Here is a 25184-nt window from a genome sequence, read left to right as displayed (position 1 = left end):
CAAACATGGACATTTACGTGATGCATACTTTATCATGCAAGTGTTAAAAACGCTCTTATTTTAATTTTCAAAATCTAGCACTTAAAACTAATCGAAAATATTTTTGGCATAAAAAAAAAGATCCGGCTGTTGACCGAACCTTTCTTCTTAAAAAATATTTTTTTATTTGTGCGCCAAGAGGTAAAATACTCCAATCTGAGCAACACTATTGGTAGAAGTAACAGATCCTTCTTTATTTAAATTCACCAAACCAAGATTATACCTTGCGTCCACACCAAATCCTGAAGGTGGATGCACATAACTTATACCCGCACTGATGGCAAAGTCTATTACGTTCAGATCATCTTTAACGTCCACACTTACATCATTGCTTTTTGCTTTTGCATTTATGAGAATCCCTAATTGAGGGCCTGCCTGAATTCTGAATCCATTGTCAAACATATACTGAAACAAAACAGGAATATTGATATACCCCAAATTCAATTTGCTTTCGATGCCGGCAGATTTAAATTTCGCACCTTGATCTGAATAGGTAATTTCCGGTTGCAAAGCAAAATTATTTTTAAGATGAATATGTGCAATCGCTCCAACATTAAGTCCGGGCTTCAAGGAAGTTTCTGAATTGTCATCACTGACAATATCTGCAAGATTTAAGCCGACTTTAAATCCAAAATTTACATGTTGTGCGCCCAAAGTTCCAATCATAAAAATGGAGATCACTGTAAGCATTAAATAATTTTTCATAATTTTAGTTTTAACCTGAAATCACATGACTTCATTTTTCTGTTCGATATAGTTTGCTAACACATGGAGAGTAACGTAAGTTCATTGAAATATAATAGCTTATTGTATTTGCATACGAAATACATCCTAATTAGATAAGAATATGTAAAATGTGTAACTTTCATTCTTTTGTTTGCAAATTTTTATTTTAAAATAAAATGAAACTTTTCAAAGTATAATTTTTTTTTAGAAATGTAAAATGGTTTCAGAACCAAATTTCAACCCAGGAATTTAAAATATTATTGAATTTATCGATTAAAAAAAAGCTCATTTCTTGGCAAAATATAAAAAGAATGGATATCTGACGCATTGGTTAAAACTATAGAATGAGGCAGAGCCGTATCTATAAGTTATCTCAAACGAAAAAAAATGAAAAAAATAAATTGCAGAAAAAGTAGTTTATACAAAATACAATCGCTTGGCCTTTTTATTTAAATAATAATTTTAAAAAGAAATAGTTGATTGATCTCGAGTAAAAAAAGCACTAAAATGATTTAGTTTCAGAGATTCTTTTTTTAGTTGATCTAACATAGACAATTTATGTCTAACTTTCCGAAACTTTTTTGTCTTGATTTTTTTTATATTTTCTGAATACATCCCAACATAAACTGAATATTCAAATAGACCAATATCCAAGGTATGAACACCCCAAGAAATAAATCCCCAAGATTGTTGAAATTTTGGAAATTACTTGGCCCGGGACTTGTCACCGGAGCAAGCGATGATGACCCTTCAGGCATAGCCACCTATTCTCAGGCAGGAGCTGCTTATGGGCTTTCGACCTTATGGACTTCCATTCTGGCATTTCCTTTGATGGCTGCCATCCAACAAATGTGCGCACGCATAGGGCTGGTCACAAGTCAGGGATTGACCGGCACCTTAAAAAAACATTACCCGAAACCAATATTGTACCTTATGGTTTTGTTTAGTTTTCCGGCTATCGTGATGAATATCGGAGCTGACATAGCGGGAATGGGCGCTGTAGGCAATATGTTGTTCCCTCAAATAAATGAGACCTACTTCAGTGTGGTCTTTACGCTCCTCCTGCTTGGTTTGATTATTTATCTACCTTATGGAAAAATAGCAGCCACACTTAAATATTTATGCATTGCCATGCTGGTGTATTTTATCGTTCCCTTTTTATATAAACAGGATATCGTTCACATATTTAAATCCACCTTCATCCCAACCATAAAATTCGATAAAGAGTTTATTGCCATACTTGTAGGAATTTTGGGAACCACCATTTCGCCTTACCTCTTTTTTTGGCAGGCCTCCGTGGAAGTGGAGGAAATGAAAACCAAAAAGAAACATCTGGTGGTGAATAAGAAAATTATTCATGACATGACACAAGATGTTGATTTTGGGATGACATTTTCCGGTCTGGTAATGTACTTCATCATTTTGACCACGGGCACTGTTTTGTTTCAGGGTGGCATACATCAAATCGACACCGTCGAACAAGCAGCCATGGCACTTAAGCCACTCGCAGGCAATATGGCCTATTTGCTTTTTGCCATTGGTGTTATAGGTACAGGACTGATTGCAATTCCTGTGTTAAGCGGTTCGCTTTCCTACATTTTTGCCGAGACTTTTGGTTGGGAACAAGGATTGGATAAAAAATTTCATGAAGCTAAAGCATTTTATCTGATCATCGCCATATCCCTAATTTTGGGACTCTCTCTTAATTACATTGGCATCTCACCCATAAAAGCACTCATCTATACTGCAATTTTGTATGGCCTTACTGCCCCGGTTTTAATTGCCATCATCCTACACATTTCCAACAATAAAAAGATCATGGGCATTTATGTAAACGGACGCACTACAAACATTCTGGGATTTACAGCGCTATTCATTATGACCCTCGCAGCAGGAACCTTGATTTATCTGCAACTGGGCGGAATTTAAATTGAATACATTAGCTCCAAAAAATTCATTAAGCCAGGTAGGATCAACCCTACAATACCTTAATCACTTTTACCGGACAATGACTGGCCGTTTCTTCACACAAAACAACTTCTGATTCCGTTATTTCCAAAACATGGGTTTGATTCTTTAATATGCCGTTTACCAAAGTTGCTTTTCCATCTTTTCTGGAAAGTCGCCAATATTCGGGTTGCATTTCAAAGCAAATATTGCAGCCTATACATTTGTCTCTGTAATGAATAATCTTAGGCATTTTCTGTTACCACTTTATATAATTTGTCTTTTGCCCTGATTTTTCTTTCAAAATGGAAGGTAATCTTATCGCCCCGATTTGCCTTATTGTTGCGCACTCCATTTACCATCAATGGGTCTAAGACCACCTTATCTGCACCAGTATCCCGGCCAATGATCATTACTGTTTCTCCCTCTTCAATACTTCCTGATTCCAGTAAAAATTCGGCAACATGGATTTTTGGATAGTACCTGGTGGCTTTGGCAACATAAACTTTTTTTTCAGTGGCAGAAGATCCGGGATTCCTAGTCCAGGCTCCAAGTTTTCTTCCCAGATAGTACCCTTCCCAAAATCCCCGATTGTACACTTTGTCTAATTCCTTTCGCCAACATTCTATGCGCTCCTCATTGTATGTTCCTTGCAAAACCGAATCAATCGCTTCCCGGTAACATTTTGTAGTGGTGTATACATAATCTGCAGATTTTGTTCTACCCTCGATTTTAAATACATCAATTCCTGCACCAATGAGTTCGTCCATAAAATCAATGGTGCACAAATCCTTTGGAGACATTATGTATTCGTTGTCTATCAACAATTCATTACCGGTCTCCAGATCTGTAACTAAATAGGGTCGTCTGCAATTCTGTACGCAAGCTCCTCTGTTTGCCGAGGCATTCATTTCGTGCAGGCTTAAATAACATTTACCTGAAACTGCCATGCACAGCGCACCATGAATGAACGTTTCTATTTTCATCAATTCTCCGGATTTCCCTCTAATTCCTCTCCGTTTAATTTCTTTTGTGATGCCTTCAATTTGCTTCAGGGTCAATTCTCTTGCCAAAACTATTACATCCGCCATTTGTGAAAAAAAAGCCACAGAATCAATGTTGCTGACATTTGCCTGGGTACTGATGTGAAGTGGCATTCCCTCTTCCCTGCAAATTTCGAACACTGCAAAATCTGAAGCAATGACCGCATCGATCCCTTCCTGAACGCAAGTTTTTACAATCTTTCTGGCCAATTGCATGTCATAATCATAGATCACTGTATTTAAAGTAAGATTGGCCTTGACATGACCAGCTTTGCAAACAGCGGCTACCTCTTTGATATCGGCAATGGTAAAAGGAGGTATAGATTTGGTGCGCATGTTGAGTTGTTCTACACCAAAATAAATTGCATCTGCTCCTCCCCGGATAGCGGCATGCAAAGACTCAAAAGACCCTGCAGGTGAAAGCAACTCCGGTTTTTTGGGGTTTGTCATGAATCAGTTTTTGTAAAATCGAACTGCAAAATTAGTCCTAAATTATAAGCACTTTTTACAAAAGTTGTTTATATATTTTTCTATAAAATGATTTCCATCAAGTTCCTATCGGCATCCTTGCCAGCGGTTCAATATCGTCCTCCGCAAATATACCTTTCTTCCACTTTTGAAATCCACCCATGGCAATCATGGCGGCATTGTCGGTACAATATTCCAACTTTGGCATAAACACCTCCCAACTGTGTTTTTGAGCAAGTGCATGAAGCTTTTCACGCAGACCACTGTTGGCAGAAACTCCTCCTGCGATTCCGATTCTTTTTAGACCATTTTGTTCGGATGCCTTTACCAACTGATGACAAAGAATTTCCACAATGGTGTGCTGAATGGAAGCGCACAGATCGTTCAAATGATTATGAATAAATGATGGATCTTCTTTTAATCTATCCTGTAAAAAGTAAAGTACAGAAGTTTTTAGTCCTGAAAAACTGTAATCTAGTTCTTTCATTTTGGAAATTGGAAATTTAAATATCGGCCGGCCTAAATCTGCCAACTTATCCATCTCCGGACCAGCAGGATAAGTTAAACCCAACAACTTACCAGTCTTGTCAAAAGCCTCCCCCGCTGCATCGTCCAGGGTATGGCCAATTACTTCCAATTGGTCGTAATCACGTACGATCACCAACTGTGTATGTCCACCGGATACCGTCAAACATAAAAAAGGAAATTCAGGTTTGGGTTCCTCTATCAGGAGTGATAGCACATGAGCTTCCAAATGATTGACGACCATCATGGGAATATCCAGGCTGTAAGACAATCCCTTGGCAAAACACAGACCTACTACCAAAGACCCCATTAAACCCGGACCTCGGGTTACCGCAATTCCATCTAAATCCTGAAGGCTACAATGAGCATTCAACAAGGCTTCTTCCATCACGGGGACTATTGCTTCCATATGCTTTCTGGAGGCCCATTCAGGAATTACGCCTCCGTATTTTGCATGAATAGCTTGGTTGTAAGTAACATTGGATGCCACCTTTCCGTCCACTAATACTGCCATGGAAGTATCGTCACAGGAACTCTCGATCCCTAGTAAAATGACCGCTTTCTTTTCCAAAATTTGATCTAACTTGCGCAAAATTAGTCAATAAGACACAGCATTTATAGAGCATATCGTTATCGCATGTTAGGACTTGTCAATCAGGATAATATATATTTAGTTTCTAAACTTGGGTCCATCCAACTAAAACCCGTTGAAAGAGAAGAACTCATAGAATCTCAAAAATGGGTATCTGCCATTTCCATCAGCCGAAAATTTATGCTCAGACCTGCAGGTTTAACCGAAGTATCAGTTTCTCTCCCGTTTCCTGTCTATCCTTCTGAACAATTAGCGACCCAGGAAGACAAACCCTTACCTTATGTAACAGATTTCGTTATCCAGAACAAAGTAAAGCCGGCATTCCTGGATATCCGTCACATTTCAGCTTATTTGAAGGAGTTTTCAACGGATGTTCAATGTACCGAAAGGACCTGCACATTTATTGCTATTCTGGCAAACACTGCGGTGGTCATTGTCAAACGTCTGGAAGACTTTTTGTTTTTCAATATCTATGATTTTGATGACTCTTTAGAATTGTTGTATTACATCACCATGGTTTTTGAAAATCTGGATCTCGACAGAGAAGATGCCCGAATTGTGCTGATGGGTGAGATCCGGGAAGGTTCACAACTTTACAACCAATTCAAAATTTATTTTAGAAATCTAAGTGTGGATGAATCCAATTTCTTTGCACGGTTTTCTACCAATTAATCCAGAATGAGAATTTCCGGAGGCAGCTTAAGAGGTAGAACCTTTTATCCACCGGCCAACAACTGGCCTACCAGACCTACCACAGACATTTCTAGAACTGCCTTATTTAACATACTGAATAATTTATTGGACTTTGAAGAAGTCCATATGCTGGACCTCTTTGGAGGAACAGGTGCCCATTCCTATGAAATGGTATCGCGTGGATGCACGGAGGTCACTTACGTAGATAAGTTTATTCCTGCTACAAAATTTGTCCAACAGAAAATTAATGAGTTTAAAATTGATGGCCTGATCAAAATCGTTCACAGCGATTATTTATTATACATCAAAACCTGCAAACTTCAGTACGATTATATTTTTGCCGGTCCTCCGTATGGCCTTGAAAAATTAAACCAAATTCCTGATCAAATATTCCAGGCGAACATTCTTAAGGCGGATGGCCTTTTCGTTTTAGAACACAACCCGGAACATGATTTCACCAAACATCCAAATTTTTGGCAACAAAGAAATTATGGCCAGACCATTTTCAGCTTCTTCAGGTACGATCAAAAAAGTACAGAAGAGGAAGAATAAACTAAAGGGAATATTTGGGTACAAATTTCTTTAAAAAAAAATAAACGAGTTTTTATTCCATAACTATACTTGATATCCGAACTTAAATTATTTTTGTCCTAACATTAAGAGAATAATCTGATTACACTATGATCAGAGCCCTGTTAGCACAGCCCTTCCTGTATGTGACAGTATGGTTTGCCATTTGTCTGCAGATTCCAAAAGAGTATGTCTACATATTTCTTGCATCGGTATTATTGATCTTTCCTTCGATATACTTTTACTTTAAAGTAAAATACAAATCTGAATTTAATGGACTATTGTATCTTGTTCTGTTCAGTCAGCTCTTTGCATTCAGATGGTATGCACACCAACAAGAGAATCACCCGGAAGATGTACCAAAAATGCTTAACATGGACCGTCAAATGGTTTCGATTAAAGAAATCGAATCTGTTGACTCACTCATCCAATTGACTGTTAACATCGATCTGCCTGAGAAAAGTTATTCTGCCAGAATCAAAGTTGCCCAACAAAAAGATTCTGCTTCCTTTTTTCCGGGAGATCATATTATGATCACCGGAAAACTGATACGACCTGCACCTTCTTTCCAATTCGATCCTTTTGACTATGCTGAATATTTAGAATACAAACACATTCAGTACATCAACCGGGATGAAATCAGAATTTATCATCCGCACAACCCCTCTCCTTTAAACATCAGGAAACTAGCCTATCAGGCAAAAATTTATATCTGCCATATATTATTGGAAAGTATCCAGAATAAGGAATATGGTGGTTTGTTGGTTGCCATACTGGTTGGGGATAAAGGATTGGTAAGTGAGCGGATTAAAAATCAATTTATTGCTACCGGAACTGCTCATATTCTTGCTGTATCCGGCATGCATCTGGGAATGCTTTATGCCATGCTAACTTTTTTGATGAATAGCTTTTCGAAAAACTTTCCTGCAGTAAAGAAATCACAAACTTCCATCATACTCATCCTCATTTGGTTTTTTGCTTTTATAACAGGACTTAGCCCTGCGATTTTAAGAGCTGCAGTGATGTTCAGCCTTCTTGAAGTAGGGGTGTTCCTTAGACGCAAAACCCATGGAATAAATATATTGTTTGGCTCAGTATTCCTGATGATGTATCACAATCCATGCATACTGAAAGACATTGGATTCCAACTGTCATTTATGGCAGTGCTCAGCATATTGATGTTTCAGGCACCCATTATGAAACTGTTGAGAAGCAGCAATAAAATCTGGAATTATATAGCGGAGATAGCAGGAGTGAGTCTTGCGGTGCAATTTCTCATTACACCGATCAGCAGTTTTTACTTCGGGAGTTTTCCTACTTACTTTTTATTGACCAATATTGTTTGGGTGCCACTTTCCTTTATCTTAATGATTTTGGGAATAATCATTCTCCTTCTGAGTACTGTTTATTTACCCATCGGTATGGTAACCGGAAGTTGTTGCGCATGGAGCATTCAGGCCGGATTATTCTTTTTTGATCTTGTAGAAAAATGGCCGCTGTACAAACTGGATCGACTCATTATTTATCCTGAGCAACTACTGCTTATATATTTATCCTTCTTATCTCTGTTTTTCTGGATGAAATTTCATTTTAAGGCAATGCTTTTTGCTGCAGTGCTATTTCTCATTAGCCTTACCGCAAGCTATCCAATAAGAATCCTTAAATTCTGTAAGGAAACTGAGTGGGTATTCCATTCGAAAAACAAAGAAAGTATTTTAGACATCAGAACAGGATTAAAGGTATTCTCCTTTATCGAAAAAAATCAGCAAGTGCCTGGATTAAATTATTATCATTTGTATCATCAGATTAAAGAAAGAGAAATCATCAGACTGGATCAAAATTTTGCTTACAAATTTAGCCTCGATTCAGATTCCTTATCCTGGAATATAAATTGGAACAAAATGAAAAATGATCAACCCGTAGATGGTAAAAATGTATTGCTGATCAGAAACGCAAAAAATATAGACACTTGTATGCTGCTGGATTACAGACCGGACCTTGTTGTACTGTGCCGACAAAATCCACCTTACTTAATAAGGCAAATGACCGAGTTTCTTCATGCAGCAAAACTGACTTATGTAGACCTACGCACAGGCACTCAAATGATAAAATATTAAACATGGGAAATTTACAAACCGAAAATTTATATCTATCTCAAAAAGAAAGATTGGGTCTTGGACTACTGATCCTCACACTTTTCATTTTTATTTTGGTGCCCTATCTGTGGCGATCTAAACTGACGCCAATATCGTTGAGTGATTTGCCTAAGGAGACTGATGTAAAAAGCCATCCACAAAGCATCGAAAAAAAATTAAAAGAATCTTCTACAGAGAAACAAATTTTCCCTGATCCAAAAACAAAAAATAAAATCACCACACAAATGTTCCAGCTATTTTACTTTGATCCAAATCATTTGAATACAAAAGAGTCCATCCAGTTGGGCATTCCACCACGAGCTTATTCGAATTTACAAAAATATCTGAAGGCCGGAGGAAAGATAAAAAAAGCAGAGGATCTTCAAAAGATTTATGGAATTGATGCCGAACTATTGAATAAATTAAGACCTTATGTCAAGTCTTCAGAAGAAACTAAACTTACAGAACTTAAAGAACTCTCTGACACAAGTCTTAGTGCTCCCGCAAAAATAATTGAACCTTTTGAAATTAACAGTGCCACCGAAGAAGAATGGAAATCTCTTCCCGGTATCGGGGAAAAATTATCTGCCCGAATAATTAAATATAAAACTGCTCTGGGTGGGTTTCTGGATAAAAGTCAGGTTTGTGAAGTCTATGGTATCAGTGACAGCCTATGCCTGGTCATTTCCAATTACCTCCAGTGTACACCGCAGCTCAGCAAAATAAAAGTGAATTCCGCGGACATGGACGAACTTGAAATGCATCCATATTTAAATCGCAAACAATCGGAATTTATCATAAACTATCGAAGACAACATCGGACAATAAAAAATTTGGATGAATTGAAATCGACAGGCTTCTTCAAAAAGGAAGAACTTGCTAAAATTGAACCCTATTTGGCATTTGATTAGTCAGGAAATGTAATTCATGAAGAATTAGGCATATAGTATTTCAACGAATTACAATTTCTCTAAAACTTCTTCGACATTTTTCTTAGATCCGATGATGATAGAACTGCGTTGGTGCAATTCATGCACCGGAATTTCCATAATTCTTTGCTTTTCTTCATTTACACTTATACCTCCTGCCTGTTCTATGACATAACTCAAAGGATTGCATTCATATAAGATTCTTAGTTTGCCTTGAGGATTTTTCTTGGTTAGCGGATACAGAAACACGCCACCAAGACAAATGGTGCGATGTACATCTGCTACCATGGATCCTATGTAACGCAACATATAATTTTTTTCCGCACACTCATCAAGATAAGCCTTGATTCCCGGACTAAACTGCTTATAGTATCCCTGGTTAATGGAATATTGAGTTCCGTATTCCGGAATTTTCATTTGGGGATGGCTAAGACAAAATTCACCAACACCCCGATCATAGGTAAACCCATTTACACCATCCCCATAAGTGTACACCATCATTGTAGAAGTGCCATACAGAACATAACCTGATGCTACCAGTTCAGTGCCTTTTTGGCAAAAATCACCCAAAATCAATGGCCCTCGTTCATTAGTAACCCTACGGTAAATACCAAAGATCGTTCCTACTGAAATATTTACATCAATATTGGAAGAACCATCTAAAGGATCAATAACGACTACATAATTTGAAGAGCCCGGTCTGGCATTGTTAAAAGAAATAAAATCTTCCAGTTCCTCTGAGGCCACACCGGCACAAATACCGGAATTGCGAAGATATTCAATCATCAGGTCATTGGCAAAGATGTCCAATTTTTGCACCGCATCTCCTGATGTGTTGATGTTTCCTTCCACGCCCAGAATATCCATCAAACCGGCTTTATTGACCACCCTGTTTACAATTTTGGCGGCAATGCCAAGGTGACGCAACAATCCGGAAAACTCTCCGCTTGAATCAGAAAAATTTTGTTGACTCTGAACGATAAATTCATCCAATGTATTCCTTCTGAACATGTTGATGTTTTTCACCTTGATTCCAAATTTGATGCAAAGATAACAGAAGCCTCCAAGTCCTGCTGCCCATTTTTTTTACCAAGACCCGGAGGAAATTCGTCAAGAAACCTGCAAAAAGGCAAATGGGTTATACCGTTATGGAAATAATCGTGATCGATGAAAAACAAAATTTTATCTAAAGGTGATAAATGGTAACGGTTAAATTTGATTTGAGAGGATTAATGAAGCAGGTTCGCTATGCATACAGAAATTAAACTCTTCCATTATTGTCTTCTTATTTTTCCTGCACACACCCTGGACTTCCTTACCTTTACGCCACAATCTACTCAGTATTGAAACATCTCTTTACGCTCAACCCGCTTATTCTCAAATACAAAAGCAAGTTGATTGCTGGTATCTTGTTCATTTCACTTTCCAATATTTTTAGAATTTTTCAACCCCAGGCCATTAGGGAAGCCCTGGATGAAATAGTTGCCTTTGTAAAACTGAATCCTGAACAAAGGAATGGAGAAGAGTTGATCAGCAACCTCATGTATTTTGGTTTAATTGTGCTGGGATGTGCGCTTATGATGGGCATCTTTATGTATTTCATGCGACAGACCATTATTGTCATGTCCCGACTCATAGAATACGACCAGCGAAAAGAAATTTTTGATCATTATCTTTCTCTGGATGCCGGCTTCTACAAAAAGTTCAAGATAGGTGATGTGATGTCCAGAATCAGTGAAGATGTAAACAAGGTAAGGATGTATCTGGGACCAGCTTTTCTCTATGGATTTAATCTGATCACACTCTTTATCATTGTCATTGTAACCATGTTCAAAGTCAACTTCTGGCTTTCTGTGTACACCTTACTGCCATTGCCCCTTCTGAGCTTTATCATTTATAAAGTGAGTAATCTGATCAATAAAAGATCGGAAAAAATTCAGCGACAATTGGCCAGGCTCACCAGTATGGCTCAGGAAGCTTTTAGCGGGATCAGAATTATCAAGTCCTTCAACCGGGAAGAAAACTGGAAACAAAAATTTGATCTCGAAAGCAACCGTTATAAAGATCTTTCTTTGGAATTGAACCGCGTGGAAGCCCTGTTTTTTCCATCTATGTTTCTTCTCATTGGACTAAGTACATTAATTACCATTTATGTGGGTGGTCTTGATGTGTTCAAAGGAACCGTAACCCCCGGAAACATTGCAGAATTTGTAATTTACATCAACATGCTTACCTGGCCTGTTTCAGCCATTGGTTGGTGTGCCTCTATTATCCAGCAGGCAGAAGCTTCCCAGAAAAGGATTAATGAATTTCTGAATTTATCCCCACAGGTCAAAACAAAAATTCAAGCGGATAAATTCCCTGAACCATTAGACATAAACTTTGACCATGTTTCCTTTCATTATCCTGAGAATGAAATTGAAGCATTGAAAGAAATATCCTTCTCTTTACCTCATGGAAAACACATTGCCATCGTAGGCAAGACCGCATCAGGAAAATCCACCATCGCAGAATTATTGGTCAGGATGTATGATCCGAATTCCGGTGCGATAAGCATTGGAGGTAATGACATTAGAAATCTTGACCTGATCCAATTAAGAAAAGCAATTTCCTATGTACCACAGGATGTCTTCCTGTTCTCTGACACCATTGCAGCGAACATCCTTTTTGGTGAAGACAATCATGTGGTGAACACCATGGAAAAAATCCAGCGAGCCAGTGAAGCTGCTGCCATCGACAAAGAAATTGAATCTTTCTCTAACCAATACCAAACCATCATGGGGGAAAGAGGAGTAACGCTTTCCGGTGGTCAAAAACAAAGAATTAGCTTAGCCAGGGCGCTGATGAAACCTGCTTCCATTTTTATTCTGGATGATTGTTTGTCTGCTGTGGATGCAAATACGGAGGAGCATATTCTCCGAGAACTGAATCAGGAACTTCAGAATAAAAGTTTGATCCTCATCTCCCATCGTTTAAGCCAAACCAAAGAAATGGACGAAATTCTAGTTATAGATCACCACAGAATTGTGGAGCGGGGTAATTTTGAGGAGCTGATTGAAGCGAAAGGCTTGTTTTGGAAAATGTATCAGACAGAAATTGCAGGTAGGAATGAAGATTACCTGATTGCGGTCAGATAGGCAGATTACTTATTTTAATCCATTGCATTAAAGCAATATATACATTAAATATATTAATAATATTAAAAGAACGGTAATTGTTGTCCATAACCAATTTGGTAGTTAATTGAAGTCCTGACAAAAAACAGATTAGGATTTTAGGATTTTGTGTTTAAATTTATGACCAATTAAATAAAGAACTGTGGAAAAAGATCGACAACAAGACATTGTCTACTCAAACAAAATGCGTGCTGGAAAGAGGAGGACTTATTTTTTTGACATCCGCAAAACAAAAGGAGAAGACTTTTACGTATCCATCACCGAAAGCACCAAAAAGTTTAATGGAGATGGATTTGAGCGTCATAAAATATTTATTTACAAGGAAGATTTTAACAGATTTGTCCAATCCCTGCAGGACACTGTAAACGAAATTAAAACCAAGTACCTTCCTGATTTTGATTATGATTCCTTTGCCAAAAGAGATGAGGAGTACAACGAAGGAAACACGGAGAAGAAAGAAGATGATATGACTTGGTAATCTCTATTTTGATTCGTAAGAATCTTTGTACCATTCCAATAAATCTCCTCTTCGTTTAAGCTTTACGAAGCAATTCCAATAATTAATTATTTAATGATTTTCCTGTTATAATTTGACGGATATCTCCGGCGACTTCAAGTCCTGCATTTCTGCCAGAATCCTGCAGCAAGATAGAATTACTTTTCTTCTCGGTAATTTTTACTTCCATGGTGGAGGTCATGCTTTCTTCGATTCTTCCATCCATCATTCCCTGAATCGGGGAAGCGAGTATGGTGGACTCCCCTCTTGTTGCCTCCAATTCAAATTGATATTTTCTGCTCTCTAGGACCAGGTCCAGTTTTTTTTCTTCAATGGCCAGTTTAACTAATTTGGATCCGTTATAGGTAGTAAATCGGATAAGCCTGTTCTCAAGCCAAACACCGGCAATAAATCCTACAAACGAATTCCGAATCCACGGAATCTTTGCTACGGAGGCTTTTACAGAAATTCCGGATGCAGTAAAATGATTGGATTGCATCCAAACATAGGCTCTTGGAAAGGACCTGCCCCAATCCTTTTCAATATAGCCTCTGCCACCAGAAAAATCAATGTGTTCTCCATTTACATTTAGAAAGCCTTCGATAGAGTGATCCATACTGACAATCCCATGATAACATTCCATAAACGGAACGAATGCATACGGTCCCATGATTCCGGGAGAATAAATGGGTTTAGGCCAGGATACTGTGTTTCGGAACCGCAATTCTCCATTTACCTGAGGTAGTTTCAAAATGAGTGTGTGATCAGAAAAATTATTATCACCTATGGAAACCATAAATTTTTTGGAGGAAGGTACAAACTCGCCAAAATCAAAACGGTGATAATCAGATTTATGATTTTTACCATCCAGTATCTGGATGAATGCCTGACGCTGCCCATTCTCATCTATGGCAATACCTGGAATGATGGCAAAAGCAAATTTTTCCGAAGCATCTACCACTTTAAAATACCAACCTTCAAAATACTTTTTATCCTTTCCCCAACCCTGAAATCGCTCCGGATTAAAAAACGATTGTACTTTTTTTATTACCATCATATACCTTGACCTAAGCAGTGGTTGAACCATTAGTCGGCACAAAATAATGATTTGATTATAATGTTGGAGATATACTTTTTTCAGATCACGCCTACACTATTTTCCAATGAATTATCCCATTAAAAATTTAATAATAAATGCACTCTATGGATAAATTAATATTTTGGTTAACAAAAGATTTCCTCCATGAATCCACATTACACAAATTACAGATCCTCCTTGAATAACGTAAAAAAAAATAAAAATTCAGATTTAGATTTGAATACTTTGAATTCAACGTGTCGATGTATTGTTGTACATAGCAGTAATAAAACCAAAATCAAACATTTTGGTGATTAAGATCAATGGATTAGGAATTAAAAGACGTAACTTGGGGATTTAGTAAAAGAATGAATCATCAAGGGTTAAGTACATCTACCGCCAAAGCAAATCTTACACAATTCGGATTTAATGAATTGCCTTCTGCAAAGCCAAAGAGTTTGTGGCATATAGCGCTTGAGGTGATGAAGGAGCCGATGTTTGCTTTATTAATCGGTTGTGGTGTATTGTACATGCTTTTGGGTGATTACCGAGAAGGGATCGTACTGCTTTCCTCCATTTTGATCATCATATTTATAACCTTCTACCAATACCAAAAGACAGAGAAGGCTTTGGATGCATTAAAAAGCTTAGCATCTCCGCGGGCAATTGTCATTCGAGACGGTCAAAGAATCCGGATCCCGGGAAGAGAGGTCGTCCCGGGGGACATTTTAATACTGAATGAAGGGGACAGGATCTCTGCGGATGCACAGCTTTTGGAAGAAAACAATCTTCATGCAGATGAATCTCTTCTTACTGGTGAATCTGTACCTGTTCGTAAATCTGTACAGGTAGAAAAACAAAAGAGCGAGGGGCAAGTATTTAGTGGCAGTTTAGTAGTGCGAGGCTCTGCAGTTGCAGAAGTTTTAACCACCGGACCTCAAACTGCATTTGGTAAAATCGGCACTGCTCTTTCCGATATCACCCAGGAACAGACACGGCTTCAGAAAGAAATGAAAATTCTGATTCGCAATCTGTTTATCATTGGGGGAATCTTAAGTATAGCCGTAGTCACGGCATATTATTTTACCAAAGGAGATTTAATCTATGCATTGCTTACGGGACTTGCTTCTGCCATGGCTATACTACCCGAAGAATTCCCGGTAGTGCTGACTATATTTTTAGCTCTGGGTGCCTGGAGACTCTCTCAAAAAAAAGTATTGACCAGAAATGCATCCGCCATTGAGTCTCTGGGTTCCGCAACAGTGTTATGTAGCGATAAAACCGGGACAATCACACAGAATAAAATGGAGGTGACTGCCATTTATGATGGCAACAGGATCCTGCATAAAAATATTTTTCACGACAATCATCTTCAATTAAGAGAATTACTTTATTCAGGGTATAAAGCCTCTGTTCCTGATTCCATTGACCCCACTGAATCTGCGATCATCAAGATTTATAAAGAAGTCATTCGGGATCATACACACGAACTCCAATTAATCAGGGAGTATGCCTTTAGTAAAAACCTAATGGCAACAACCAGGGTGCTGAAGGATGTTGCAGATAAGATCAGCATTTCTTTAAAGGGGGCGCCAGAGACCGTTCTTGACTTATGCAAACTATCCGGTCAGGAGAAAAGAAAACATTTAAACGCCTTACACCAGCTTGCCGAACAAGGTTATCGCGTTCTTGCTGTGGCGCATGCAATAAATGTCCCCAATGATTTACCGGAGACGCAGTTTGGATTTCATTATCAGTTTCTTGGATTTCTTGGTTTGGAAGATCCGGTAAGACCGGAGGTTCGCCATGCAATTAAAGAAAGTCTCAATGCAGGTGTAAGGGTGATCATGATCACAGGCGACTATTCGGTTACTGCAAAAAGCATTGGCAAACAAATTGGCTTACCAAAAGATGGTAAAATAATGACCGGGGAAGAACTTGCAAAATTATCTGATGCAGAGTTAAAAGAAAAAATTGAAGGGGTGAGCATATTTGCAAGAGTGATACCGGAACAAAAATTGCGCATCGTTAGAGCACTTCAGCAAAACAATGAAATTGTCGCCATGACCGGGGATGGCGTGAATGATGCGCCCGCTTTGAAAGCTGCGAATATTGGTATCGCAATGGGTAACAAGGGTACGGATGTAGCCAGGGAAGCCTCCTCTCTTGTATTGCTGGATGACAACTTTGCATCAATTGTCGCTGCCATTCGTTCCGGCAGAAGAATATTTGACAATTTACAAAAAGCAATGTCTTATATCATTGCCATACACATTCCCATCATAGGTTTAAGTCTTATACCTGCATTCATTCCCTCCATTCCTACCATTCTGATGCCTTTACATATTGTATTTATGGAATTGATTATTGATCCGGTTTGTTCCGTTGCATTTGAATCCGAAACAGAAGAAAAAAACATCATGAGAAGACCACCCAGAGAAACCAATAAAAATTTCTTTGGAACCAGAAAAATGATGTTTAGCATCCTGCAGGGACTGATTTTACTGTCGATGGTACTCACCATTTATTTTATTTCCATAGCAGAGGGACATTCCCAGGGTGAAGTGAGGGCAATTACCTTCTCTGCTCTGATAATTGGTAATATTTTTCTCATTCTGAACAATCTGTCAAAAACCAGAAGCTTCCTTTCTGTTTTTATCTATACCAACAAAGCTGCACTCTTTATTCTTTTTCTTGCAATTTCCTTGTTGATGCTCACCATAACTGTTCCTTCCTTTAGGGAACTTTTTGGTTTTGAACATCCGGGTTACGCACATTTTAAAACTTCCTTAATTGCTGCACTGATCATGCTTGGAATTTTGGAAGTGATTAAATATCTCAGAATATTTTCCAGAAATAAAATAGCCTAAACTCAGGTGAAGAAAATTTAGTTTCGAAGCCACAACGGTATATTTTAAATAAAAAAGAGCACATACACCAGAACAGGTGTCATGCCCTTGAAACCAAAATATGCTCTTATAGACTATAGACTCCCGCCTCTTATCAATCGGAGAATTATTGCAATCAGTGCAATAATCAATAAAACGTGAATGATTCCTCCGGTATGAAAAACAAAAAATCCCAAGGCCCAGCCAATCACAAGAATCACGGCCACTAAATAAAGTAAATTGCTCATCTTTTCTTTTTTTGCATGAATAAATAAAGTATCGATGTGAATATAAGCAATTTTAAGGATAAAATCAAATTTCATTCGCAATAACCAAAAATAATGTAACTACCGTAAGATACAATGTAACAATTCGGCATATTCTGTGGTAAGTATCCATTCAAAACAAAATTCCAGAATGCGTACGAAGTTGTCAAATTGGTAAGAGAGCATAAATTCAAATTTAAACAGTTGCTTTCATGGCATACGAACAAAAGCAAAGTTTGTTATTTTTGTGAGCTTACAATTGGTAGCTAAATCCAGGCCAACATAACTGGATTAATTTTATTTGCACTAATTGCATTAACTTAGCCATTCTTAAAAGTTAAATTAACTTGAATGCGAACAAAAAAAATTCAATTCCCAGGCCTGTTCATTTTGAGTTTGGTGCTTACCATGCAGGCTTTTTCTCAATCCACAAATGTTATTCTAAAAGGGTCTGTCACAGGTGCTTCAAATGAGAAATTAGCCTTCGCAACCATTGCGGTTAAAGGGACAACACAGGGAACCTTGACAGATGAGTCAGGAAATTATATCTTGGAAATTCCCATTCCCTGTATCCTGAAAATTAGTATGACCGGCTACATTACACAGGAGAAAGAAATTCGGGTAGCAGGGAACTATGATTTCAATTTGGCTGAAGACTCTAAGTTACTGGATCAGGTAGTAGTCATTGGTTATGGCACAACAAAAAAATCTGACCTGACCGGTTCTTCCTCGACCATCAAAGCGAGCGACATTCGAAACATCCCCAGCTTGACAGTTACCGAGGCCATTCAGGGAAAAGTAGCCGGGGTAAGCATCATCAATTCAGGTGCACCAGGCACCAGTCCAAAAGTCCGTATTCGGGGTGTTGGATCCATTTTGGGTGGTGCAGATCCATTATATGTTGTGGATGGTGTTATTACCACAGACATTCGAAATCTCAACTCAAATGATATCGTGACGATTGATGTACTCAAAGATGCATCCTCTACGGCCATTTATGGCGCAAGAGCTGCCAATGGGGTAATCCTGATCACCACAGCTTCCGACAGCAAGAAAAAATTCAAGGTAAATTATGACAATCAGTTGGGTATGCGTTTACTCATCAATAGTGTAAAAATGTCCCCACCGGGATATTATGCACAATATGCCAATGATGCCGCAGAATTTCCTGCAATAACGCAAGGTGATGTAACAGGAACTACAGATTGGTATGATCAAATTACCAGACCGGCATTCTTCCACAATCATAATCTATCCATGTCCGGCAAAATAAATAATTACACCTACTATTTTTCCAGTGGACTTTTGCAGGTTAATGGAATTCTTCTGGACAACAATTACAATCGCTACACTTTGCGCTATAACCATGAATATAAATTGAATAAAAATATCAAACTGGGAAATACCTTGTCTTATTCGCGATTTATTGCAAACAATAAACCCTATTCTGTTTTTACTCAGGCATACATTGCAGCACCAATTTTTAATGCTGTTAATCCGGATGGAACTTTTGGCAATACTTCTAACGTGATCAACAATGTAGGCAATCCTTATGCAACCATAAAAACAGTTAATGACAGAAGTTATGGCAACCGTTATCAGGGGACTTTGTTTGGCACCTATCATTTTCTAAAACACCTTGACTTTAAATCACAGGTTGGATTAGATATAGAAAATAACAATGGCTGGGAATATCTGGAGCAATATTATACCTATCAGGCAAATGGCATACAAGGTGGTCAGCAAAATGAAAAAGCTGATCTCAGATTTAACAGAGATACCATTTATCAATGGGTTTGGGACAACACTCTGAGCTTTACCAAAACTTTTGGATCTGAACATGAATTTAAATTTATGTTGGGTCATACAGCAGAACGCAGGGACGGCTGGATGAGCAAAGCAACCATAACCAATTACGATATTCCCAATGATGAATCTTACTGGAAATTAAATTTTACAGATACCAGCAGAGGACAGCAGAATTTACGTGACCCAATCGAAAATTACTTTAGAAGGGAGTCTTATTTTGCCCGATTAAATTACAAACTGCTCGAAAGATATTTGCTTAATGCTACCATCCGGCGAGATGCCAACAGTAATTTTCCGGCAAACAACAGATGGGCAAGTTTTCCCAGCATCGGTCTTGGCTGGATATTGAGTCAGGAAAATTTTATGCAGTCCGTAAACATTGTGGATGAACTTAAAATCAGAGTAAGTTTTGGCTTGGTCGGAAATGATGTAATTCGTCCCGGACAATTTGATCTTCGCCCCACAGAAAGACTGTTCACTTATTTCGGAACGGACAGAATAGATGGTGCGACTGTTACAGGTATCGTAGACCCCAATCTGAAGTGGGAAGTAGTTACAGAATATGATTTTGGTATTGAATTTTCTTTACTCAAACAAAGGTTTGTAGGTGAACTAGATTTTTACCACAAGAAAGCCCAGGATGCTTTATATACCATACCTTATGCTTCCTTGGGATTTGGCAATTCTCTATTGACCAATGCTGCGGATGTATTGAATTACGGTGTTGAATTAGGAATAAAATACAGACTACCGGCAAAGAATGAATTTACACAAGTAGTCTCTTCCACTTTTACCTACAATAAAAATGTCGTGGACAATGTTGGTCTTGGCAGGGCTTTGAATTTTGGTAGTCTCGGGAATGGATCAACCGCAACACAAACCCTGGAAGGTTACGAAATAGGATCCTTTTGGGTCTACCGCACGGATGGTATATTTCAGAATGAAGAAGAAATAAAAGCTTACCCACACATCATCAACACCAAACCCGGTGATCTCAGATTAAAGGATCTAAACAACGATGGTATTATCGACAACCTCGACAGAGAACATATAGGTTCATATCAACCAAAATTTATGATCGGAATGAACTACGCAGTCACCTGGAAAAATTGGGATGCCTCCATAGATTTGTTCAGCCTGCTTGGCAATAAAGTGTATAATGCCAAAAAAGGAATTCGCTTCGGCAGTAATTACAATGTCGAACTGGATGTCGCCAAAAATCGTTGGGTACCCGGATCCAATGAAAATAAGAATCCAAGAGCAAGCAACACTACACCTTTTCCTTCTGACTACTTTGTTGAATCAGGTTCTTTTTTCAGAATCAATAATGTGACCATTGGCTATAAACTGGATGCAAACAAATTCTGGAGATCCATTGAAACCCTGAGATTTTTTATCGGCGCACAAAACCCATTGTTACTGACTAAATACACAGGTTTCACGCCAGAACTTCCGGGAAACCAAAATGAGGCAGGCATTGAATTAAACATATACCCTGTTTCAGCTGTATTCTTATTTGGCTTAAACGTTACATTCAAATAGATCATGAAAAATTCATTCTGCACATTTATAATTCTCTTAGCTACTGCAATTCTTATTTTTGTTTCTTGCAGTAAAAGCTTTCTGGATGAACCTTCCCGCACGGTAACCATAAATGATTTAATCAATAATCCTGCAAATGGCGCACAAAGGATTCTCGGTGCGGTGTACAATAAGTTTTATGATTGGAACATTCATTCATTTTCATGGATAGGTGTTTCAAGCATTACTTCTGATGAAGCCGATAAGGGTAGCACCCCAGGAGATGGTGGCGCAGATAAAATTGAAATGGACAATTGGCTACTCTCACCTACAAATCTATCCTTCAATGAAATTTGGGAAGGTAATTTTGAAGGCATCGGAAGGGCATGTTATGCCATTGAATTTATTTCTCAAATGCAACTGGATGAAAGTGAAAAAAGAAGATATATCGGAGAAGCCCATTTTTTAAGAGCATATTTTTACTGGAATTTAGTGAGATGTTTTGGCGGTGTTCCAAAGATCAACAAAATTCTTGCCAGCCAATCAGATATTGAAGAAGCCAGTAAAAGAGTCAGTGCGGAAGAAATTTACATGCTTATGGAAGATGACCTTCAACAAGCATTAAATTCCCTGCCGGGTCAAATTTCAAAATCAGAACAAGGGAGACCTACGAAATATTCTGCTATGACTTTCCTGGCTAAAGTCTATTTGTATCAAAATAAATATGCCCTTTCCAAAACCATGATTGATCAGGTAGTTAATTCAGGACTTTATGAATTGCTTCCTGATTATTCAAAAATCTGGCGTGAAGAAGGCGAATTCTCCAAGGAATCCATTTGGGAAATAAATTGTATCGCGACCAACCCACCCAAAGGCATCACCGGCTACACGGAAGTTCAGGGCATGAGAGGCTCCGGAGATGGAGATTTTGGATGGGGATTTAATGTCCCATCTCAAAGTTTGATTGATGCTTATGAACCTGGAGATAAAAGAAAGGATGGCACCATACTCGTTTCCGGTACTACTTTATGGGATGGATATCCATCCAGCTCAAGTCTGCCTAATCCCTATTACAATTATAAAGCTTATGTAAGCAAGACGCATGAAACCTATTTTGAACGTATCAATTCCAATAAAAATCTCAGGATATTCAGATATGGAGAAATATTACTCATGAAGGCTGAAGTATATAATCTTATGTCGGATACCACAACTGCATTAAGTGCGTTAAATGAGTTGCGGGCTAGAGCAGGCTTGTCTCCGGTTTTTGCAGGTTCTCAAAATGAGCTTACAGAAAAGATTTATCACGAAAGACTTGTAGAGATGGCCTTTGAGCACGATCGCATTTTTGATTTGAGGCGAACTGGCAGAGCGGGGGCAGTTTTAAGAGCGCAGGGTAAGGCTTACATAGATGGTAAACATGACCTATTTCCTATTCCACAAAGACAAATTGATCTAAGTGGCGGAAAGATTGTTCAAAATCCTATGTATTGATAAATTTGGAATGTATTTTGTAATTTTAGGATACCAATCAAAACAAAAAAGAATAATTATTATTAACAAAAAAGTAAATTATGAAAAAATTAAAACTGTTATTTCTCTTAGGATTTTCCATTGTTTTAATCAATTCCTGTAAGGAGGATGATGTGGCACTTCCGCCGATCGGTGGATTTAACAATGCTAATGAAGTTGGAAAAGCTGACCTCTTAGCGCACTTCCCGTTAGATGGTAATGGCAACGAGAGAATCTCCGGAGCTGCTCCGGCTTCTACTGTAGGAACTACTTTTACAGCAGGCGCTAAAGGCCAATGTGCTCAATTGAATGCTGGATATCTTGCATACAATCCAATTGCTGCGCTTACTGCCAATACCGCTAGTTATTCTATCAGTGCTTGGGTTAATGTTGCCAATAATGGTAGCAGTGCAACTTGTTTTGTTACTTTAACCAGACCTACAGAGTGGGCAGGTAACTTCAACCTGATGGCTGAAACCGGATGGTTTAAATCCACAGTGGATACTTTAGTTGCCAAAGGTCTGTTAATTTCCAGAGAAGGAAATCCGGCTACCGATTCATGGCAAGATAGTCGTTGCGATCCGGCTAAAGGCGGAGATCAGGCATTCAAAGGTGCAAACACATGGTCTCACCTCGTGATCACCTGGGATGCCGCTACTTCCAATTTCTTAGTATTCGGAAATGGAAAGAAAGTTTCAAATCCTGAATGGGAGAACAGATTACATGCAGGAAGCCCTGTAGGTGATTTGGTTTTCAATTCCGGAGTTAGCCGCGTCGTGCTCGGTGCTTTTGGAACTAATGTCCCAGGAAACGGAACCACCGAACCTTGGCAAGTCCCAATGACCGGAAAACTGGATGAAGTAAGAATTTGGAAGAAAGCTTTATCTGCTCAGGAAATTGATGCTTTATACCAACTTGAAAAAGCTGGAAGATAATCTTTAAGCTAAAAAGTATAAAAGAGGGAGTTGTACTTTACAACCCCTCTTTTTTTTTATCCAAATGGATCAATCAATTTCATCAAATGCATTACTTTTGAAATCATTAATCCAGTTAAAAAATTTAGCCACGATGAATGTCCGTAAAGCAAATTTGCATTCATCTTAATCAGACTTTTAATGTTCATTAAATCCTTTTCTTTTTTTCCATTGATCATTTTATTCAGCTTCTGCTGCACTAAAAAAGAATTAAATGCTGACGATGCTGTATTTAAATACCTGGAAATTACATTGGATGGGCAAAGCAGTGATAAAAAATTTACCAATGTTGGTCCCCTACCCAAAATTAAATTCAATTTTTCCGAACCAATAGATACTGGTTCTGCGCGCAAGAGTATTTTTATTCGTGGAGAATCCGGATTGGACCTGCAATTAAATTTAACCACTGCTGACGGCGACAGCACTTTATGGGTCAGCCCTCTAGACAGTTTGGCATATTTTACTTCGTATGATCTTTACATTACTTCAAGTCTGAAATCAATCTCTGGTAAATCACTTGAAAGTTCGGTAAACATAAAATTAATAACCTCATTGAACCCAAATCCAAAACCTATAATAATGAGTGATGATTCCTTGCTGACCGAAGTTCAACAAAAAACTTTTAAATATTTCTGGGATTTTGGGCATCCCGTAAGCGGTCTTTCCCGAGAACGAAATACCTCCGGCGACATCTGCACTTCCGGTGGATCAGGTTTTGGAATCATGAGTATTCTTGTTGGCATGCACAGAAAATTTATCAGCCGCGAAGATGGTTTGAACAGATTAATTTTGATGACAAATTTTTTGTCTGACAAAACCACCACTTATCATGGTGCATTCCCTCATTGGTTCAATGGTTCCACAGGCGCAACTGTTCCATTCAGTCCATTCGACGATGGTGCAGATCTTGTGGAAACTTCCTATCTTATGATGGGATTATTGTGCGCAAGACAATTTTTTAAGGAGGATGATATCTTGGAAAAATCTTTGCGCGACAAAATTGATTTTTTATTTAATCGGGTAGAATGGAGTTATTTTCAAAAAAATGAAGAGGTTTTATATTGGCACTGGAGTGAAAAATATGGTTGGAAAATGAATTTTAAAATTCAAGGATGGAATGAAGCCCTGATTACTTATGTCCTTGCCGCTTCCTCTGAATTGCATGCCATACCAAGAAGTACCTATGTCAACGGATGGGCAAAAAACGGAGGCATAAAAAACGGAAATTCCTATTATGGTTACACTCTACCACTAGGGCCAACGTTGGGAGGTCCATTGTTTTTTGAACATTATTCTTTTCTGGGCATGAATCCTAATGGTTTGAAGGATGAATTCGCAGATTATGAAATTCAAACAAAGAACCACAGTCTTATTAATTATGCCTACTGTGTTGCAAATCCAAAGAAATATTTTGGTTATTCTGCAGACTGTTGGGGATTGACCGCCAGCGATACTTATGGTGGTTATACCGCCCATGAACCCAATAACGACAGAGGGGTCATAAGTCCTACTGCAGCAATATCCTCATTGCCATTTACTCCGGATGAAAGCTTAAAGGCCATGAGGTTTTTTTATCATCAGATAGGCAATAAAACCTGGAAAGAATATGGATTCATTGATGCTTTCAGCCTGGATGAATACTGGTTTGCAAATTCCTTTCTGGCCATTGATCAGGGTCCTATTATTGTCATGATAGAAAATTACCGATCCGGTCTTTTGTGGAATTTATTTACCTCTTGTCCTGAGGTAAAATCCGGAATGAAAAAACTTGGATTTAAAGCCCCTTATCTATAATCA

The 25184-nt window shown here is 38.3% G+C and carries 19 protein-coding genes; 12 read left to right on the top strand and 7 right to left on the bottom strand.

The window, feature by feature from the left end; translation table 11 throughout:
* Nucleotides 1–162: 162 nt before the first annotated feature.
* The gene (locus tag IPJ83_09480) at nt 163–744 is read right to left on the bottom strand and encodes a PorT family protein (protein MBK7880767.1); all 582 of its coding nucleotides are present in this window, start codon (nt 742–744) and stop codon (nt 163–165) included.
* A 678-nt stretch (nt 745–1422) separates the two neighbouring features.
* Here IPJ83_09480 and IPJ83_09475 point away from each other — a divergent pair.
* The gene (locus IPJ83_09475) at nt 1423–2694 is read left to right on the top strand and encodes a divalent metal cation transporter (GenBank protein ID MBK7880766.1); all 1272 of its coding nucleotides are present in this window, start codon (nt 1423–1425) and stop codon (nt 2692–2694) included.
* A 49-nt stretch (nt 2695–2743) separates the two neighbouring features.
* On the opposite strand, the gene IPJ83_09470 is transcribed toward IPJ83_09475, so the two are convergent.
* The 3 genes from IPJ83_09470 to tsaD all read right to left on the bottom strand — a co-directional run bounded on the left by IPJ83_09470 (nt 2744) and on the right by tsaD (nt 5262).
* A complete protein-coding gene (locus IPJ83_09470) occupies nt 2744–2965 on the bottom strand; it encodes a ferredoxin (GenBank protein ID MBK7880765.1) in 222 nt (73 codons plus the stop codon).
* On the bottom strand, nt 2958–4205 hold the full coding sequence (locus IPJ83_09465) for a U32 family peptidase (GenBank protein MBK7880764.1): 1248 nt from the start codon (nt 4203–4205) through the stop codon (nt 2958–2960). The genes IPJ83_09470 and IPJ83_09465 overlap by 8 nt, the downstream gene beginning before the upstream one ends.
* Nucleotides 4206–4302: 97 nt before the next feature.
* A complete protein-coding gene (gene tsaD / locus IPJ83_09460) occupies nt 4303–5262 on the bottom strand; it encodes a tRNA (adenosine(37)-N6)-threonylcarbamoyltransferase complex transferase subunit TsaD (protein MBK7880763.1) in 960 nt (319 codons plus the stop codon).
* A 123-nt stretch (nt 5263–5385) separates the two neighbouring features.
* Between tsaD and IPJ83_09455 the strand changes: the two genes are divergently transcribed.
* The 4 genes from IPJ83_09455 (at nt 5386) to IPJ83_09440 (ending at nt 9649) form a co-directional block, all read left to right on the top strand.
* Complete coding sequence (locus IPJ83_09455) at nt 5386–6012, top strand: DUF3822 family protein (protein MBK7880762.1); 627 nt, start codon at nt 5386–5388, stop codon at nt 6010–6012.
* 6 nt (nt 6013–6018) lie between these two features.
* Nucleotides 6019–6585, top strand: a complete 567-nt coding sequence (locus IPJ83_09450; protein ID MBK7880761.1) for an RsmD family RNA methyltransferase — start codon at nt 6019–6021, stop codon at nt 6583–6585.
* A 128-nt stretch (nt 6586–6713) separates the two neighbouring features.
* Nucleotides 6714–8720, top strand: coding sequence for a ComEC/Rec2 family competence protein (locus tag IPJ83_09445; GenBank protein MBK7880760.1), 2007 nt, complete (start codon nt 6714–6716; stop codon nt 8718–8720).
* A 2-nt stretch (nt 8721–8722) separates the two neighbouring features.
* Nucleotides 8723–9649 (top strand): helix-hairpin-helix domain-containing protein, encoded by a 927-nt coding sequence (locus IPJ83_09440; protein ID MBK7880759.1) that lies wholly within the window; start codon nt 8723–8725, stop codon nt 9647–9649.
* Between the two features lie 48 nt (nt 9650–9697).
* On the opposite strand, the gene fbp is transcribed toward IPJ83_09440, so the two are convergent.
* The gene (gene fbp, locus IPJ83_09435; protein ID MBK7880758.1) at nt 9698–10678 is read right to left on the bottom strand and encodes a class 1 fructose-bisphosphatase; all 981 of its coding nucleotides are present in this window, start codon (nt 10676–10678) and stop codon (nt 9698–9700) included.
* A 332-nt stretch (nt 10679–11010) separates the two neighbouring features.
* Between fbp and IPJ83_09430 the strand changes: the two genes are divergently transcribed.
* Nucleotides 11011–12804 (top strand): ABC transporter ATP-binding protein, encoded by a 1794-nt coding sequence (locus IPJ83_09430; GenBank protein MBK7880757.1) that lies wholly within the window; start codon nt 11011–11013, stop codon nt 12802–12804.
* A gap of 181 nt (nt 12805–12985) precedes the next feature.
* Nucleotides 12986–13321: a DUF3276 family protein gene (locus IPJ83_09425; protein MBK7880756.1), complete on the top strand. Its 336-nt coding sequence runs from the start codon at nt 12986–12988 to the stop codon at nt 13319–13321.
* A gap of 82 nt (nt 13322–13403) precedes the next feature.
* On the opposite strand, the gene IPJ83_09420 is transcribed toward IPJ83_09425, so the two are convergent.
* A complete protein-coding gene (locus IPJ83_09420) occupies nt 13404–14396 on the bottom strand; it encodes a hypothetical protein (protein ID MBK7880755.1) in 993 nt (330 codons plus the stop codon).
* 389 nt (nt 14397–14785) lie between these two features.
* On the opposite strand from IPJ83_09420, the gene IPJ83_09415 reads away from it, so the two are divergent.
* Entirely contained in the window at nt 14786–17287 is a 2502-nt protein-coding gene (locus tag IPJ83_09415) for a cation-translocating P-type ATPase (GenBank protein ID MBK7880754.1), read from the top strand.
* 113 nt (nt 17288–17400) lie between these two features.
* Here the strand turns inward: IPJ83_09415 and IPJ83_09410 are convergent, their stop codons facing one another.
* On the bottom strand, nt 17401–17553 hold the full coding sequence (locus IPJ83_09410; GenBank protein MBK7880753.1) for a lmo0937 family membrane protein: 153 nt from the start codon (nt 17551–17553) through the stop codon (nt 17401–17403).
* A gap of 369 nt (nt 17554–17922) precedes the next feature.
* Between IPJ83_09410 and IPJ83_09405 the strand changes: the two genes are divergently transcribed.
* The 4 genes from IPJ83_09405 to IPJ83_09390 all read left to right on the top strand — a co-directional run bounded on the left by IPJ83_09405 (nt 17923) and on the right by IPJ83_09390 (nt 25181).
* Nucleotides 17923–20922, top strand: a complete 3000-nt coding sequence (locus tag IPJ83_09405; protein ID MBK7880752.1) for a TonB-dependent receptor — start codon at nt 17923–17925, stop codon at nt 20920–20922.
* 3 nt (nt 20923–20925) lie between these two features.
* On the top strand, nt 20926–22395 hold the full coding sequence (locus IPJ83_09400; GenBank protein MBK7880751.1) for a RagB/SusD family nutrient uptake outer membrane protein: 1470 nt from the start codon (nt 20926–20928) through the stop codon (nt 22393–22395).
* A gap of 80 nt (nt 22396–22475) precedes the next feature.
* Entirely contained in the window at nt 22476–23348 is an 873-nt protein-coding gene (locus IPJ83_09395; protein ID MBK7880750.1) for a LamG domain-containing protein, read from the top strand.
* 180 nt (nt 23349–23528) lie between these two features.
* A complete protein-coding gene (locus IPJ83_09390) occupies nt 23529–25181 on the top strand; it encodes an Ig-like domain-containing protein (GenBank protein MBK7880749.1) in 1653 nt (550 codons plus the stop codon).
* Nucleotides 25182–25184: the final 3 nt, after the last annotated feature.

The sequence above is a fragment of the Candidatus Vicinibacter proximus genome (genome assembly GCA_016713905.1).
Classification (GTDB): domain Bacteria; phylum Bacteroidota; class Bacteroidia; order Chitinophagales; family Saprospiraceae; genus Vicinibacter; species Vicinibacter proximus.
The sequence above is the reverse complement of the archived record's forward strand: the minus strand, read 5'-3'. Positions and strand labels throughout refer to the sequence as shown.

What these genes read in the sequence shown, in the direction of transcription:
- IPJ83_09480 (MBK7880767.1), bottom strand. Translation starts at nt 744, where the DNA reads ATGAAAAATTATTTAATGCTTACAGTGATCTCCATTTTTATGATTGGA.
- IPJ83_09475 (MBK7880766.1), top strand. Translation starts at nt 1,423, where the DNA reads ATGAACACCCCAAGAAATAAATCCCCAAGATTGTTGAAATTTTGGAAA.
- IPJ83_09470 (MBK7880765.1), bottom strand. Translation starts at nt 2,965, where the DNA reads ATGCCTAAGATTATTCATTACAGAGACAAATGTATAGGCTGCAATATT.
- IPJ83_09465 (MBK7880764.1), bottom strand. Translation starts at nt 4,205, where the DNA reads ATGACAAACCCCAAAAAACCGGAGTTGCTTTCACCTGCAGGGTCTTTT.
- tsaD (MBK7880763.1), bottom strand. Translation starts at nt 5,262, where the DNA reads ATGGCAGTATTAGTGGACGGAAAGGTGGCATCCAATGTTACTTACAAC.
- IPJ83_09455 (MBK7880762.1), top strand. Translation starts at nt 5,386, where the DNA reads ATGTTAGGACTTGTCAATCAGGATAATATATATTTAGTTTCTAAACTT.
- IPJ83_09450 (MBK7880761.1), top strand. Translation starts at nt 6,019, where the DNA reads ATGAGAATTTCCGGAGGCAGCTTAAGAGGTAGAACCTTTTATCCACCG.
- IPJ83_09445 (MBK7880760.1), top strand. Translation starts at nt 6,714, where the DNA reads ATGATCAGAGCCCTGTTAGCACAGCCCTTCCTGTATGTGACAGTATGG.
- IPJ83_09440 (MBK7880759.1), top strand. Translation starts at nt 8,723, where the DNA reads ATGGGAAATTTACAAACCGAAAATTTATATCTATCTCAAAAAGAAAGA.
- fbp (MBK7880758.1), bottom strand. Translation starts at nt 10,678, where the DNA reads ATGTTCAGAAGGAATACATTGGATGAATTTATCGTTCAGAGTCAACAA.
- IPJ83_09420 (MBK7880755.1), bottom strand. Translation starts at nt 14,396, where the DNA reads ATGATGGTAATAAAAAAAGTACAATCGTTTTTTAATCCGGAGCGATTT.
- IPJ83_09415 (MBK7880754.1), top strand. Translation starts at nt 14,786, where the DNA reads ATGAATCATCAAGGGTTAAGTACATCTACCGCCAAAGCAAATCTTACA.
- IPJ83_09410 (MBK7880753.1), bottom strand. Translation starts at nt 17,553, where the DNA reads ATGAGCAATTTACTTTATTTAGTGGCCGTGATTCTTGTGATTGGCTGG.
- IPJ83_09405 (MBK7880752.1), top strand. Translation starts at nt 17,923, where the DNA reads ATGCGAACAAAAAAAATTCAATTCCCAGGCCTGTTCATTTTGAGTTTG.
- IPJ83_09400 (MBK7880751.1), top strand. Translation starts at nt 20,926, where the DNA reads ATGAAAAATTCATTCTGCACATTTATAATTCTCTTAGCTACTGCAATT.
- IPJ83_09395 (MBK7880750.1), top strand. Translation starts at nt 22,476, where the DNA reads ATGAAAAAATTAAAACTGTTATTTCTCTTAGGATTTTCCATTGTTTTA.
- IPJ83_09390 (MBK7880749.1), top strand. Translation starts at nt 23,529, where the DNA reads ATGTTCATTAAATCCTTTTCTTTTTTTCCATTGATCATTTTATTCAGC.